Origin of the sequence: Mucilaginibacter terrenus, assembly GCF_003432065.1 — a bacterium.
Lineage (GTDB): Bacteria > Bacteroidota > Bacteroidia > Sphingobacteriales > Sphingobacteriaceae > Mucilaginibacter > Mucilaginibacter terrenus.
Map to the genome: position 1 here is coordinate 104,694 of NZ_QWDE01000003.1, position 14,495 is coordinate 119,188.

Here is a 14,495-nt window from a genome sequence, read left to right on the forward strand (position 1 = left end):
TTAGTTCAAAACGAAAATATCATTTGTCAATCAAACCACCAACTTCTCTTCCACCGGATGTTTAATAAGGTACAACCCATCGGTGATCAGCTTTTTATATTCCGGTTCGTTGGCTGCCTTATTTTCAAGAAACTGCCGGATTTCTGCCGCCAGTGCAGGTTCAACATCCTCATGATCTAAAAGTTCCAGTATTTCCAAAGCGCACAGCCAGTCGTCGTGATGGTTCTTTTGCAGCATGCGCCAAACATTACCCAGGTAACCCAGATCGCCGCCCTTTTGCCTGCGGTTACGCACCTGCTGATAAAGGTTGTGCAACTCAATAGTCCGTTGGTCATATGTTGGATGGTGCGTGCTGGTGGCTGATTTGTAAACCACTTCCAGGAAAGCATCTTTATCGGCAGCGCCGCAAAACACTGAAGTTATTTTTTGACCAATAGCCATATCATATGTTCCCCAGGATGGATCAAATAGCACATTGCCGTCACTGTCTTTCACCGTACAATCGGTAAAGCTAATCAGCAGGTTTTTTTGTTCTTCTGACAATATATCTTTTACGTTGCCAGTTACCATAATACCGCTTTCAAATAACAATTGCGTTGATTCGCCTTTAATTAGCCCAAGCTTTTGAAGTTCTTCCGCACTTAAATCTTCTAAAGGCTTTTCATAACCCTTTAGCTTGCCTACAGGAGAACTAAAGCCATCCTTATGATAGCTTTTTCCATGGCCTTTTAGTTGTTTATTGTTTACTGACAATGCCGAAGGACCAGCCGTTTTTACAAAAAACACATCTCCGCTCCCATCCTCTTTATACTCCTGGAAAGTTCCTGAAACCTGCAGGCTAGAGCTGTACACTGCCGTACAGGTGTTCTTGCTTTCAACCGCTTTGGAAAGCCCGTATGCACCACCGCGACGAAACGACATGGTATCGGCAAAGGTTTCCAGCACATCTATCAGGTTCTGGAAGGTTGGTGTTACAAAAAGCTGTGGCTGAGGTTTGGTGATGTCGTAAGCGTATTTTACCGCGTCGATAGTATAAGGGATCTTTTTCACTTCGGCCATCATGCAGCTGGCACTCTCCCCTATGGATGACAGTAACCCTGCCCCGTATATCTTAGGATCATTCAGAATACCTATTAAGCCGTACTCCACCGTCCACCAGTGCAACCGGCTCAGCAGCGCCATTTCAGATGGCTGGCCCATGTTTTCCTGCTGCCAGGCAACCCGCTCTTCCGCCCTTTTAAGTTCTTCAGCATCAGCATCCGGCATCTCTTTTAATATCGACAGTGCACGTATAGCCTCGTAAAGCTCAAAATCCTGCGCGCTGAACATTGCTTTTGCCCCTATCGATCCAAAATAGCTCAGGTACTCATGGTAATCTTTATCGGCAATAATTGGCGCATGGCCTGCAGACTCATGAATGATGTCCGGCGCTGGCGTATACTCTATGTGGTGAAGCTGCCTTATATCTGCTGCTATAACCAACACCCGGTAAGCCTGGTACTCCATAAACGCGGCAGGTGGTATAAAACCATCTACCGTTACTGCGCCCCAACCTATTTTGCTTAAGGCGTTGTTCATTTCCTGCAGATCCGGTATCTTTTCTATGGTCAGCCCGGCTTTCTGCAAACCGGGGATGTATGGGTAATAAGCAACATCTTTTAGATAACTATAGTTCTGACGCATTACATAACGCCATACGGCGTGGTCTACAGGCGTATAATGCTCGTAATGCTGATCTACAATAAACTGCTTTAAATGCGCCGGAAGCGCTGCTACCTGCGGATTACCAAAATCATTAAACCGGCTCATAAAAGAGGTATTAATTGGTGTTTAACAGAAAAACAACAAATAACCGATTATGATTTGATAGAATAAACTTTTAGAATATTATTCTACTTTCTTATTTGTTAACAGAATTAAATTTCGATTTTGGTAAACCCTCCTCAAGCCGGCTTGGCCTGATAACATAATAGACACCAAAAACAGCAACAATAATGGAAATTAGGTAAAATGCCATAGGAAGGAACACTGCCAGGTCCATATTCATTGGGAAAACATGGCTAAGCTGCGCGAAAACTGTCTCCCGTATTCCTGCTCCGCCCACACTTATAGGAATGATAGTAGCAAGCGCTGAGATAAGGAAAGACAATAAATAAGGCGAAAACTTACCGGTAAAACCCTGGCCAAAAAGGATACATATAATTGCAATAACCTGTAGCGATTGTACACCTATCGCTTTCAGATGGCCCTCAAAAAAGTAGTGCGTGTACTCCCTGAAAAATTTATAAGCAACAAAATAATATATAGCAGAAGCTGCAACAAAAATCCCTAGCGGTATGCCTATATGGATGTCTATCTGCGGTATTAAAAAAATAAGTGCTACAGTAATAAGCCCTATTGCCCATAAGCCGCTTAACCTATCAAACATTATAGCCCAAAAAACTTTCTTCGCAGGCAATTTATAAGTTTTGTTGAGCAAGTATATTTTGTAGCCGTCGCCGCCGATGCCGCCGGGCAGCAGGAAGTTGTAAAACAATCCCAACAGATAAAGCCTGAAATTAAACCGGGGATCAAGGTTGAGCTTTATAGATTTAAAGTAGCTGGAAAGACGCCACGAAGAGATTACCATGGATACAAAAAAGCTTACCAAGGCAGCAAGCATCCACCAATAATTGGCATGGAACAGGCGATATTTTACTTGCTTCAGCGGAACCTTACTGAACACATAATACAACAATACGGAAGTAACAGCAAATTTAAGCACCACTTTGGTTACGCTCCAGGCAGTGTCTTTCCAGGTTTTTGGTTGCAGCGCTTTCTCTGTTTCCTCAACCTCTGTTTCAGCTAGATCTTTCATGCGGCGCAAAGGTAATCATTAACGGCATCTACCGCAATGTGCTGTTTAATGTATGCTTTTCATAAAGCTATCTTGCTTAAGATCGTGCGCAAACTTTTTTGAAAAAAGCTGTGAACCGCGCAAATTCAGGTGTTCGGCATTGTAAAAATATCGCTTATCAAAACTAATTTCATCAGCCGAGTAATCGTATAACGGTATATCATATTTAGCGCTAAAACGCTTTATTAACTTAAACAACTCCGGCCTGTTAGCCAGATAGCGCTGTCCGCTAATGTATTCGGGAGTATAAACAAATATAACCTTGGTGCCATTCCGTTTACATTCCTGCAGGTACCTGTCAAACAGATTTATGGCTTGTTTATCAAACTTAATATTGTAAGTGCCTTTTATTGAGCCCCCCTCGGCAAAGGCATCAACATATTCTGCTTCTATTCCCTGGTAGCCGTTAACGCGGTCGGCTTTATTTGGGTACTTACCCGTTGATAAAGAAAAAGCCAGGTGAATAGGAGCTGTTTTACCGTAGTAGCGTGCAAGCGGCAAATAATAATCAGCCTTGGTATAGCCCGCGTAATTCATTGTGTGCTTAGCAACCAGGGTGTCCCATAACATAAAAGGCAGAAACTGATCCGGATCAAATAGATCGTCTCGTTTTTGAAAGGTCATAAAGTCGAGCGAGTGGATGATCACTTTTGGCTTTTTATTATATTTAAGCAGAAGGTGGTGTCGCAAATATTGAATATCAATGGGGTAAGCATTTAAGCCAAAATTGTATGCCGATTGGTGCAATGAATCAGAAAGAATTTCGGGATCAATATGTACGAACGCGCGTGATGCACCATATATCCAAACTTTAGCATTAATCTTACCCGCATATATCTCCTGCCATACCTGGCTTTCTCCTCTTTTTAGTTTGCGTAAGTTGGTAGATAAATAGCTATCTACAGCGTAACACAGCAAAACAATGGGAGCTATAAACAACAGAAACTTTAATATAAACCTCTTCATTAGAATTGAAAATAGATAAAGTTCTGCGCTAAGCCGGCAAACAGAAAGATAAGCACCAACGACCCGTAATAAAAAGCCCATCGCACCGGTGCCGGCCACCTGGGCACCAGTTTAGAAAGCGCATGTTCACCATCTTTACCTAACCATTCCAATACAAGCAGGTAGCCGATGAATATAAAAGTATGCTGAACCAGGTTCATCTTATCAAATACAGGCGACGTAAATAAACTTGCTGAGAATAACGACCGGTAAATGTCTCCTGCCTGCGCTACCGACTCACTACGAAAAAGCACAAAGCTGAGCATCACCAGGATAAAGGTTCCTAACATCGAAACAAACTCTTTAAACGTTGGCAGCAGCCTCCCTTTTGTAAGCTTTTTCTTTTTGTTAAAGCTGCCCTTTAAGATAAGCGGGATGTAAAAGCACCCGTGTAAAAACCCGAACAGTACAAAAGTCCAGTTTGGGCCATGCCAAATACCTATTAATGTAAAGTTGATGAGTATGGCCAATATAATTCCGGCTTTATCATAATCGCGCAGCCAGATGTTCAATGGTGTAAAAACATATTCGGTAAGCCAGGTAGTGAGGGAGATGTGCCACTTCCTCCAAAATTCACCAATGTTCTGCGAAAAGAAAGGGTAATCAAAATTACGGGTAATGTTTATACCGAGTAGTTTAGCCAATCCCATAGCCATATCTGAATAGCCCGAGAAATCAGCATATATTTGGATGGTATACAGGAATAAACTGATGATTATAGAACTTGCAGGTAGCGTATGGTACTTTGCGAAAACGCTGTCGGTAATCAGCGCGCAATTATCAGCCACTACGGTCTTCTTAAACAATCCCCATAATATCTGCCGCAAGCCATCTGTTGCCATTCCTTCTTCAAACACACGCTTCTTTTGTAATTGAGGCAATAAAAACCCGGCTTTATCTATCGGGCCGGACACCAGGCTAGGGAAAAAAGCCGCGAATGTGAAAAATGAAAGCCAATCTGTAGTAGGCTGTATCTTACGCTTATTTACATCAAAAAGGTAACTCAATAACCTGAAGGTGTAAAAGCTTATACCCAGTGGAAGGATGATATTAAGCGTATGCGTACTCCACTTACTGTTAAAACCAGAAAATAAACTAAGAAACGAGCTAACAAAGAAGTTAGCATACTTAAAATACGCCAGCAAGCCTATGGAGGTAATAATGCCCAAATTAACAAACAATCGTCGCTTTTTTGGATCTTCTGTGTTGCCGACGTAATAGCCAAGTGTATAATGCAACGCCGTAGAAAATATTAGCAGCCACAGTAACCGCCAGTCCCAATAACAATAGAACGCGTAGCTGGCCGTTAACAACACAACATTCTGCAAGCGGCCGCTTGCTTTAAATACAAACCAATAGAGCGTAAAAACAATAATAAAAAACGCCGCAAAGGCTTGTGAGTTAAAAAGCATGTCTGCTGTAATTATACAAAGTTTTTAGCCGGGCAAACATGCCTTTGTTCATCTAAATAACATATCTTAAATGAGTGCCCCTAATCTCTGAAAATAACGGTATTTTTGCGGCAAATTTCTTAAACTATGGGAAAGGTAAAAGTAGGATTAGTGCAGATGAGCTGCACAGCAAACAAGCAGGAGAACCTGGACAAGGCTATTGCAAAGGTGCGTGAAGCTGCTGCACAAGGCGCGCAGATAGTTTGCCTGCAGGAGCTTTTTACGTCGTTATACTTTTGCGATGTAGAAGATTATGATAACTTTAAGCTGGCTGAGCCTATTCCTGGCCCGTCGACCGATGCCCTGTCTGCCGTTGCTGCGGAATTGGGTGTGGTGATCATTGGTTCTTTATTTGAAAAACGTGCTCAGGGTGTATATCATAACACTACCGCTGTGCTTGATGCTGACGGTACCTACCTTGGCAAGTACCGCAAGATGCATATCCCGGACGATCCTGGCTTTTACGAAAAATTCTACTTTACTCCCGGCGACCTTGGTTACAAGGTGTTTAAAACCAAATTTGCCACTATAGGTGTACTAATCTGCTGGGACCAATGGTACCCGGAAGCTGCGCGTATTACCGCGTTAATGGGTGCTGAAATATTATTTTACCCTACAGCCATCGGCTGGGCTTCCAGCCAGGACGATATTACCAACACCGAGCAATATAACGCGTGGCAAACCATCCAACGTTCGCACGCGATTGCCAACGGTGTACACGTCGTAAGTGTGAACCGTTCAGGTGAAGAAGCAGGGCTGCACTTCTGGGGTGGATCGTTCGTTTCCAACCCGTTCGGTACGGTAATGTACCAGGCACCACATCATGAAGAAGACATAAAGGTATTAGAACTGGATACTGATAAAAGCGATTACTACCGCAGCCACTGGCCGTTCCTTCGCGATAGAAGAATAGACAGCTATCAGCCGATCACAAAGCGACTGCTCGACAACGACTAATTACCCTACACGTCATTGCGAGGTACGAAGCAATCTCCCTTTAGAGTAACTAAAGAGCGTGATCTTGAGATTGCTTCGTACCTCGCAATGACGCACTTTACACAGCTCATGACTAACATTTCATCAAACATAAGCATGCCGGTTTCCGCCGGTTTCCATTTCCCTGCCGAGTGGGCGCCCCATACCGCTACCTGGCTTAGCTGGCCGCATAAAGAAGCATCATGGCCGGGCAAACTGGGTATGATCTACGGTAAGTATGCTGAATTTATCAAAGTGCTTACAGAAGGCGAGATCGTGCGAATCAACGTGGTTGATGAGCAAATGGCTGCATTTGCAAAACAGCAACTGCAGGTTGTTGGTGCGGACCTATGCAAGGTGGAATTCTTTGAGTTCCCTACCAATGACGCCTGGTGCCGCGATCACGGGCCTGCTTTCCTGGTAAATTACGAAACTAAGGAAAAAGCAATAGTTGACTGGGGATACAATGCCTGGGGCAACAAGTACCCTCCGTATGACCTGGATGATGTGATCCCTACCCGTATAGCGCACCACTTTAACCTACCCGTTTACAACCCGGGTATTGTTATGGAGGGTGGATCCGTCGACTTCAACGGAGCTGAAACTGTGCTTACTACAACGGCTTGCCTGCTTAACCCTAACCGCAACCCGCACCTTAATCAGGAGCAAATAGAAGGCTACCTGCGTAACTATTACGGTGTGGAGCAAGTACTTTGGCTCGGCGAAGGCATCATAGGTGACGATACCGACGGCCACATAGACGATATAACCCGTTTTGTTAACCAAGACACAGTGGTAACCGCCGTTGAAGAGAATAAAAACGACGAAAACTACCACATCCTACAGGAAAACCTGCAAACGCTAAAGACAATGCGCTTGCTTAACGGCAAACAGCTAAACATTATCGAGCTGCCAATGCCTGATCCTGTTATATACGATGACCAGCGGTTACCGGCATCATACGCCAACTTCTACATTGGTAATGCCGCGGTAGTAGTTCCTACCTACCGTTCTAAAAATGACGACAAAGCGCTGGACATTATCCAAAGCTGCTTTCCGGACAGGAAAGTTGTGGGCATCGACTCAACAGATATTATTTGGGGTTTGGGGAGCTTTCACTGCCTGAGCCAGCAGGAACCGGCGGTGTAACCCCATTGCAAATTCCCCTTATAAATGGCGGCTGTTGTAAATGCAATAGCCGCCTTATTTTTTCACCGACGTTTTCTCCCCCCTTACCGACTTCTTTAATTACATTGCCAGTAATCCGTTTGAGGATGCGTTAACTTACAATAGATTTGGTTAACAATAAAATTTACAAATATCATGTCCAACAATATAGATATCAAACCTAACAAAGCCAATGGCAAAGTTATGTTCGGAGCAATACTGCTCCTCGTAGGCGGCTTCCTTCTGCTTAAACAATTAGGCCTGTTCTTCCTGCCCGATTCATTAGACCTTTGGCCACTTTGGCTTATTTTCTGGGGCCTGGTTATTGGCGCCCGTAACAACTGGCAAAAAACATCATGGCTGGTATTAACTGGCTTGGGCACTATCTTCCTGTTAACCGAGAACCTGCACAACTCCAGCGGTGTTGTTTGGCCTTTAGCTTTCATCGGCCTGGGTATATGGATCATCATGAGGAAAAAGCATGATCACACCATTGTTAAAGATGCAGATTACTGGGATCGCAAGTACCGCACCGGTCCTTATGCTGAAAAACCGCTTGCCGATTTCGGCGACGCTTCAACTGCAGAAGGCCCCGCGACAGATGTTCCGCCTGTAGAGCCTGTAACAGGCGGCAGTGTACCTCCACCATCATACGACGACGTATTAGATGCCACAGCCATTTTCGGCGGGGTGAACAAAACCATATTCTCTAAGAACTTCCGCGGAGGCGATATCACCAACATATTTGGCGGCAGCGAACTGGACTTTACTCATGCTGACATAAACGGCATGGTGTATATAGACATTACACAGGTATTCGGTGGTACCAAGATCATCGTTCCGGCTAACTGGCAGGTAGTGTCAGACATCTCGGCCATCTTCGCCGGCACAGACGACAAACGCATCAAGAGCATGCGCCCTATCAATGCCGATAAGGTGTTGGTTTTAAAGGGTGTATCGCTATTTGCAGGTGTAGAAATACGCAGTTATTAATAAGCATAAACTATCAGTCACATAAAACTCTCGCTATTATGAATTGGTACGTAGCAAAATTGGTTTTCAGGGTGATAAGTGGCAACGGCGATCACAATGCACAGTTTGATGAGCAGCTCCGCCTGATAAACGCAGACACCGAATACCAGGCATTTGAAAAGGCCAGCAACATTGGCCATGCCAACGAGGACAGCTTCCTGAACGCGCAAAAACAAACCGTTAAATGGCAGTTTATTGATGTTGCTGAGCTTAATGCCATTGGCACACCAACCGACGGTGCCGAACTGTACTACAACATACACGAAACACCTGACCCGGAACTGTACATTGCCTGGGCACATCATAAGTCGGCTTTGCTGGGCGTAAAAAATTAATAATTTAGTAAATACGTTTTGGCATCTACACAGCTATCACCAGGAAAACTATTCGGAGCGTTCGCCATCAGCGGAATTGTTTGGGCAGCCCTGCAAGCCTACATTTTGCATAGTTTCGGCTTTTTCTGGGTGGTGTCGGCTGCAGATGCCGGTCTTAGCGCTGTACTGCTGTCGGTAGCGTGCTGGCTCATCAACAATAATCTGCGCTACTACCAGCCGGATAAAGGCAGCTACATTTATCTGTTGGTTTGGTGCGGTGCTCTAGCGTTTGGTTGTGCTACAGGCTGCCGCTACATTTTACCGCTATTTAACTTTGGCGGCGTTTATGATAATTTTTTGAAGCAATCTTTGGTTATACGCGTATTTACAGACTTCCTGGCAATTGGCTGGATGGCCATGATCAGCGCGCTGTTTTACTCGCAGCTTGACCAGAAAAGAACCGAGCAGCGCAAAACCGAGGCAGAAAAACTTGCCCGCGATGCCGAATTGTATAATCTGCGCCAGCAACTGCAACCCCACTTTTTATTTAACAGCCTCAACTCTATCAACGCGCTTATCGGCTTTAAGCCCGAACTTGCCCGTAAAATGGTGCAGCAACTGTCGGATTTCCTTCGCGGCACGCTTAAAAAAGATGATAACCTGCTGGTGCCTTTGAGCGACGAACTCGCGCACCTTAACTTATACCTCGATATTGAAAAAGTAAGGTTTGGCCACCGCCTGCAAACCGAGATAAGCTGCGACGGCAACTGCGAAACCGCGTTACTGCCGTCATTATTGCTTCAGCCTTTGGTAGAGAACGCTATTAAGTTTGGCTTGTATGACACAACCGGGGAAGTAACCATCAGTCTGCGGGCCGAAATGGATGAACAATACCTGGTTATTATGATACAAAACCCTTATGATGCCAAAACATCAAGGCCGCGCAAAGGCACCGGATTTGGCCTTAGCGGGGTGCAGAGGCGATTATATTTGATATTTGCGCGTAACGATTTGATGGAAACACACGCGAATGATGATATATTTACAACCATAATAAAAATACCGCAGCAATGACACGCGTTTTGATCATAGATGATGAGCCTCTGGCCCGGATGGTTGTACTGGAATACCTGCAGGACTTTAAAGATAAGATAGAAGTATTACAGGAATGCGGCGACGGCTTTGAAGGCCTTAAAGCTATACAGCAGCTACAGCCTGATCTCATCTTCCTGGACGTGCAGATGCCCAAAATAAATGGTTTTGAAATGCTGGAGCTGGTAGAGAATCCTCCGGCAGTAATATTTGCCACAGCTTTTGATGAATACGCCATTAAAGCTTTTGAAGCACATGCGGTAGACTACCTGTTAAAACCTTTCAGCAAGGAACGTTTTAACAAAGCAATAGAGAAGTTCTTAGCTCAGGCTGCCGCTACGCCAGGCGTTGTAAAACCTACAGCAAGCCTGCTGGAAGAAGCGGGCCAATCTCCCGCGCAAAACGAGCGCATTGTTGTAAAAACCGGCACTAAAGTAAAAATTATAGCCGTGCAGGACGTAGAGTACCTGCAGGCCGATGACGACTACGTAAGCGTAATAACAGCCGAAGGGGCGTTTCTTAAAAATAAGACCATGGCGTTCTTCGAAAAGACGCTGGACCCGCGTCAATTTGTTCGCGTACACCGCTCCTACATAATCGCCATACAACAAATCACCCGTTTAGACCCTTACGAGAAAGACAGCCATCTGGCTATCCTTAAATCGGGCGCTAAGATCCCCGTTAGTAAAACGGGTTACGTTAAGCTGAAGCAGGTGTTGGGAATATAATTTCGTAAAGCGCGTAAAAAAATTAAGAAATTTCTTGATTCATCAGAAACATTGCTTATAATTGCATCGTGAAAACAACAACAATACAAAGCTTTATACCGCACCCGAAGTATCGGAGGGGATAGCTATGTATTGAGTAGTATAATAAATACATTAAAATCCTCTTAGGCTTCTTAAGGGGATTTTTTGTTTACAGAGCATTTTCAGGGTAGTATATCAATTGGTCAGATTACCACATTTGGGATGTGGAGGCTCCCGGTTCGAGTCCGGGCTACCCTACTGATTATAAAGGACATATAGCTTGATGATGAGAGCAGCACCCTTGTACGGTGTCGGTTAAAGGTTCGAGTCCTTTTATTTCCACACTTTGTTTTTCTTGGTCAATGATGTCAATTTTTTAAATACAGCATGATCAATGATACTCATGCCGGGAAACGGTACATCAGTAAGTTTAAGCTCTGCTGACTAATCTTTCCTGAGTTCTTAACCCGTAATTTTATGGGCCGGGGAAACTATTCATATAATAAAGAAAATTCTTTATACACCAACCACGTTGTTCTTCTTATAACATCCTCAAATTGCAACACTATTTCAACTTCAATTCTTGCCATTGTTGGTGTTGTCACCAACGATTTTGTTATGGTATTGACACCCCCTGCATCAATGCCGGATAACATATCTTGTAATGCTACCAGATTACTGCCTTTCTACCTACCGCCGGTTTGTTGGTGACAACACCAACAAAGCACTAACATACCTTTCTGGAAGACGATAAAACTCTGCTGTGAAATATTCGAAAAGAACCATATCCCGCCGGATTTTGATGTGGTAAACAAAGAATATGCCTTTAAGAATTAGAGAGAGCTTATTACCTGTCGCTGGTTTGTTGGTGACAACAACGGCAGGAATCAGCTGTTAAACTTTTTTTCAAAAGCCGACAAACTCCCACATTCTTTTAAATTTTTACCCTTCTTATCAATTATATAAATATAATCTTCATCGTGCCCAAATTCATTCTCAGAAAGGAATTTCTTAACTGAAGATGTTAAACGCTGCAAATTTTCTTTAGATGTATCACCGCCTTCAGACCTAACAACCTTTTCTATTTGGCCCCAAATGTCATTTACTCTATTAGGGAAAGAAAAGGTATGTAAGATAGCATCTACATAATGGCTTATCTCTTCTGTTATATCGTATTTAGACATATTTGTAGGTATTAGCGATGATTAATAATGCTAGGATGCAATTTTCGCCATTGTTGGTGTTTTCACCAACAATTTAATTAGTTAAGGGAAAATTACAGCTTATTTCCGCAATGCGAGTATGGAGTGATCGCTAGTGCTCTTTTTTATGATATTACCTAATACGCCCAGTCCCGTGACCTCCATCTCTACCAGGTCGCCGGGTTGCAGCCACTGCGGCTGGTAGTTCGGATCATTCAACAGGCCTGTCCCGTTCAGTTCCAAAAAGCAGCCGGAGCCAACCGTGCCGGATCCTATTACATCGCCGGGCAACACATCGCACCCGTAAGCGCAACGTTCAATTATTTCGGCAAAGGTCCAGTTCATATCGGCCATATTGCCGCGGCTTACTTCTTTACCGTTTACATGGCAAAGCATTTGCAAGTTGTAGGCGTTACCTATATGGCCTTCGGGCGCAGCAACCTTATAGGGCTCCAACTCGTCGGGCGTCACCAACCATGGGCCAGTTACCGTGCCGAAGTCTTTGCCTTTGGCGGGGCCGAGGTTCAGTTTCATCTCGTCCATTTGCAAGGTACGCGCGCTCATATCATTCATGATCATAAACCCGGCAATGTAGCTGTCGGCATCTGCGGCCTTTATGTTACGGCCTTTTTTGTTCAGCACTACAGCAACTTCCAGTTCAAAATCAAGCTGCTCAAAATGGTCGGGCATGCACTCTACCTCGCCCGGCCCTTGTATACTGTTATGGTTGGTGAAGTAAAACACGGGGAACTGATCAAACTCCGGTGCCATCTCCACGCCGCGGTTTCGACGGGCAGTTTCCACATGCTGGCGAAAAGCATAAGCATCCCTGCAGGAGGTTGGGTGCGGCACAGGTGCCAGCAACTCGTAAAAAAGCTCCTCTTTGGCCTGCATCTTACCAGACCGTATAGCCTCATCCACCCGTTTGGCATGCTCCATCAATTCGTCGCCACCCCACAAAAACTCACTCATACTATCCGGAATCAGTTTATCGCAGGAGTTAAGATTATAGATGTGCCCGTTGATGTACACACCTAAATGCTCTCGGTCTTCAGTTTTGTAGGATACCAGTTTCATAGATGAATTATTTAAGTTGCTTGCGTGTAAATCAAACATAAACATTTTACGCTTGTTCAGGTAAATATTATGCTTGCATACTATTTTTATTCGGCATAGATTTGTTAAACCAATTATGAGCATCCGTAAAGAATTCTATTTCTCGCTTGGCCTTACGTCAATGAGTAATGCTTCATCGTTCCGCAATGCGGTGCTTGCCAAAATAGTGCTGGCACAGTATTAAGCTGCGCACCTTAAAGCGTTGCTAAGGCGATGCGCCTAACGCTATTCCCCTGATTGTTTTGCCTGGCTGCAGCAGATAATGCAGCAAACATTAAAGTCTTTTATTTAAAATACAAGAGCTATGCCTATTTACCACAGCTTAGGTACTATTCCGCATAAGCGGCATACCCAGTTTCGTAAGCCCGATGGCACGCTGTACGCCGAGGAACTGGTATCTACCGAAGGTTTCTCCAGCCTGTACTCGCTGGTGTACCACGCCTATCCGCCTACTATTGTAAAGGCGCTGGGCGAGCCATACTCGGTAGAGCCAAAAATTGCACGAGAAAAACACCTTAAACATACCAGCCTTATAGGCTTTGATATTGCCCCGGCAGACGATTACCTGCAAAGCCGCAAACCTGTTTTGGTAAACAGCGATCTGCATATATCCCTTGCAGCGCCACGCCAAAGCATGACGGACTACTTCTACAAGAACAGCCAGGCAGATGAGGTAATATTCGTCCATGTGGGATCGGGCACGTTAAAGACCGGGTTCGGCAAGATCAAGTTTGCGTATGGCGACTACCTGGTAGTGCCGCGCGGTACCATCTACCAACTGGAGTTTGACACGCCGGATAACCGCCTGTTCATAGTAGAAAGCTTTAGCCCTATACGGTCGCCAAAGCGCTACCGTAACCAGTATGGGCAGCTAATGGAACACTCGCCTTACTGCGAACGCGATATAAAACGGCCAACCGACCTGGAAACCCATGACGAAAAAGGGGATTTTAAGATCCTGATAAAAAAGCAGGGGCTTATTTACCCTTACGTATACGGCACTCATCCGTTCGACTTTATTGGCTGGGACGGCTTCCATTACCCATGGGCTTTTTCCATACATGATTTTGAGCCGATAACCGGCCGAGTTCACCAACCGCCACCGGTGCACCAAACATTTGAAGGCAACAACTTTGTGATCTGCTCCTTTGTGCCGCGCAAGTTCGATTATCATCCCTTATCTATACCCGCGCCCTACAACCATAGTAACGTAGACAGTGACGAAGTTTTGTATTACGTGGACGGTGACTTCATGAGCCGCAAAAGCGTGGTTAAAGGCCAGATAACACTGCACCCGGGCGGCATACCGCACGGGCCGGCGCCGGGTTCAGTAGAGAAATCTATAGGCAAGGAGTTCACCGATGAACTTGCCGTGATGATAGATCCCTTTCGGCCGCTAATGCTAACGGAAGACGCGATAAACATAGAGGACGAAAATTATTACAAAAGCTGGGTGGTTTAGAAGGAGAGAGTCAAGAATTAAGAGTCAGGAATCA

The 14,495-nt window shown here is 44.7% G+C and carries 13 protein-coding genes and 2 tRNA genes; 9 read left to right on the plus strand and 6 right to left on the minus strand.

What is annotated here, in order from left to right; translation table 11 throughout:
- Positions 1–30: 30 nt before the first annotated feature.
- The 4 genes from DYU05_RS15795 to DYU05_RS15810 form a co-directional block, all read right to left on the minus strand.
- Positions 31–1,809 carry an aromatic amino acid hydroxylase gene (locus DYU05_RS15795; RefSeq protein ID WP_117384116.1) on the minus strand — a complete coding sequence of 593 codons (1,779 nt, stop codon included), beginning with the start codon at positions 1,807–1,809 and terminating at the stop codon, positions 31–33.
- Positions 1,810–1,900: 91 nt separating this feature from the next.
- Positions 1,901–2,857 (minus strand): lysylphosphatidylglycerol synthase transmembrane domain-containing protein, encoded by a 957-nt coding sequence (locus DYU05_RS15800; protein ID WP_117384117.1) that lies wholly within the window; start codon positions 2,855–2,857, stop codon positions 1,901–1,903.
- A 45-nt stretch (positions 2,858–2,902) separates the two neighbouring features.
- Positions 2,903–3,862: a hypothetical protein gene (locus DYU05_RS15805; RefSeq protein ID WP_117384118.1), complete on the minus strand. Its 960-nt coding sequence runs from the start codon at positions 3,860–3,862 to the stop codon at positions 2,903–2,905.
- Positions 3,862–5,313, minus strand: coding sequence for an MBOAT family O-acyltransferase (locus DYU05_RS15810; protein ID WP_117384119.1), 1,452 nt, complete (start codon positions 5,311–5,313; stop codon positions 3,862–3,864). Before DYU05_RS15810 ends, DYU05_RS15805 begins: the two co-directional genes overlap by 1 nt.
- A 126-nt stretch (positions 5,314–5,439) precedes the next feature.
- Between DYU05_RS15810 and DYU05_RS15815 the strand changes: the two genes are divergently transcribed.
- The 8 genes from DYU05_RS15815 (at position 5,440) to DYU05_RS15850 (ending at position 11,023) form a co-directional block, all read left to right on the plus strand.
- Positions 5,440–6,309, plus strand: coding sequence for a carbon-nitrogen hydrolase (locus DYU05_RS15815; protein WP_117384120.1), 870 nt, complete (start codon positions 5,440–5,442; stop codon positions 6,307–6,309).
- 108 nt (positions 6,310–6,417) lie between these two features.
- Positions 6,418–7,476 (plus strand): agmatine deiminase family protein, encoded by a 1,059-nt coding sequence (locus tag DYU05_RS15820; RefSeq protein ID WP_117384121.1) that lies wholly within the window; start codon positions 6,418–6,420, stop codon positions 7,474–7,476.
- 174 nt (positions 7,477–7,650) lie between these two features.
- Positions 7,651–8,487, plus strand: coding sequence for a LiaF transmembrane domain-containing protein (locus DYU05_RS15825; RefSeq protein ID WP_117384122.1), 837 nt, complete (start codon positions 7,651–7,653; stop codon positions 8,485–8,487).
- Between the two features lie 38 nt (positions 8,488–8,525).
- Entirely contained in the window at positions 8,526–8,861 is a 336-nt protein-coding gene (locus tag DYU05_RS15830) for a DUF4288 domain-containing protein (RefSeq protein WP_117384123.1), read from the plus strand.
- An 18-nt stretch (positions 8,862–8,879) separates the two neighbouring features.
- A complete protein-coding gene (locus tag DYU05_RS15835; protein WP_235854039.1) occupies positions 8,880–9,914 on the plus strand; it encodes a sensor histidine kinase in 1,035 nt (344 codons plus the stop codon).
- Positions 9,911–10,660 (plus strand): LytR/AlgR family response regulator transcription factor, encoded by a 750-nt coding sequence (locus DYU05_RS15840; protein WP_117384124.1) that lies wholly within the window; start codon positions 9,911–9,913, stop codon positions 10,658–10,660. Before DYU05_RS15835 ends, DYU05_RS15840 begins: the two co-directional genes overlap by 4 nt.
- 205 nt (positions 10,661–10,865) lie before the next feature.
- Positions 10,866–10,939: transfer RNA gene (locus DYU05_RS15845), tRNA-Pro, on the plus strand.
- An 11-nt stretch (positions 10,940–10,950) separates the two neighbouring features.
- A tRNA-Thr gene (locus DYU05_RS15850) sits at positions 10,951–11,023 on the plus strand.
- Between the two features lie 545 nt (positions 11,024–11,568).
- Here the strand turns inward: DYU05_RS15850 and DYU05_RS15855 are convergent.
- Positions 11,569–11,865, minus strand: coding sequence for a hypothetical protein (locus DYU05_RS15855; RefSeq protein ID WP_117384125.1), 297 nt, complete (start codon positions 11,863–11,865; stop codon positions 11,569–11,571).
- A 99-nt stretch (positions 11,866–11,964) separates the two neighbouring features.
- Positions 11,965–12,960, minus strand: coding sequence for a fumarylacetoacetate hydrolase family protein (locus tag DYU05_RS15860; protein ID WP_117384397.1), 996 nt, complete (start codon positions 12,958–12,960; stop codon positions 11,965–11,967).
- A 343-nt stretch (positions 12,961–13,303) separates the two neighbouring features.
- Here DYU05_RS15860 and DYU05_RS15865 point away from each other — a divergent pair, with 343 nt between their 5' ends.
- Positions 13,304–14,461 carry a homogentisate 1,2-dioxygenase gene (locus tag DYU05_RS15865; RefSeq protein WP_117384126.1) on the plus strand — a complete coding sequence of 386 codons (1,158 nt, stop codon included), beginning with the start codon at positions 13,304–13,306 and terminating at the stop codon, positions 14,459–14,461.
- Positions 14,462–14,495: the final 34 nt, after the last annotated feature.

Excerpts from the sequence above, each read along its gene's own strand:
- DYU05_RS15795 (WP_117384116.1), bottom strand. The coding sequence starts at position 1,809 with ATGAGCCGGTTTAATGATTTTGGTAATCCGCAGGTAGCAGCGCTTCCG.
- DYU05_RS15800 (WP_117384117.1), bottom strand. The coding sequence starts at position 2,857 with ATGAAAGATCTAGCTGAAACAGAGGTTGAGGAAACAGAGAAAGCGCTG.
- DYU05_RS15805 (WP_117384118.1), bottom strand. The coding sequence starts at position 3,862 with ATGAAGAGGTTTATATTAAAGTTTCTGTTGTTTATAGCTCCCATTGTT.
- DYU05_RS15810 (WP_117384119.1), bottom strand. The coding sequence starts at position 5,313 with ATGCTTTTTAACTCACAAGCCTTTGCGGCGTTTTTTATTATTGTTTTT.
- DYU05_RS15815 (WP_117384120.1), top strand. The coding sequence starts at position 5,440 with ATGGGAAAGGTAAAAGTAGGATTAGTGCAGATGAGCTGCACAGCAAAC.
- DYU05_RS15820 (WP_117384121.1), top strand. The coding sequence starts at position 6,418 with ATGACTAACATTTCATCAAACATAAGCATGCCGGTTTCCGCCGGTTTC.
- DYU05_RS15825 (WP_117384122.1), top strand. The coding sequence starts at position 7,651 with ATGTCCAACAATATAGATATCAAACCTAACAAAGCCAATGGCAAAGTT.
- DYU05_RS15830 (WP_117384123.1), top strand. The coding sequence starts at position 8,526 with ATGAATTGGTACGTAGCAAAATTGGTTTTCAGGGTGATAAGTGGCAAC.
- DYU05_RS15840 (WP_117384124.1), top strand. The coding sequence starts at position 9,911 with ATGACACGCGTTTTGATCATAGATGATGAGCCTCTGGCCCGGATGGTT.
- DYU05_RS15855 (WP_117384125.1), bottom strand. The coding sequence starts at position 11,865 with ATGTCTAAATACGATATAACAGAAGAGATAAGCCATTATGTAGATGCT.
- DYU05_RS15860 (WP_117384397.1), bottom strand. The coding sequence starts at position 12,960 with ATGAAACTGGTATCCTACAAAACTGAAGACCGAGAGCATTTAGGTGTG.
- DYU05_RS15865 (WP_117384126.1), top strand. The coding sequence starts at position 13,304 with ATGCCTATTTACCACAGCTTAGGTACTATTCCGCATAAGCGGCATACC.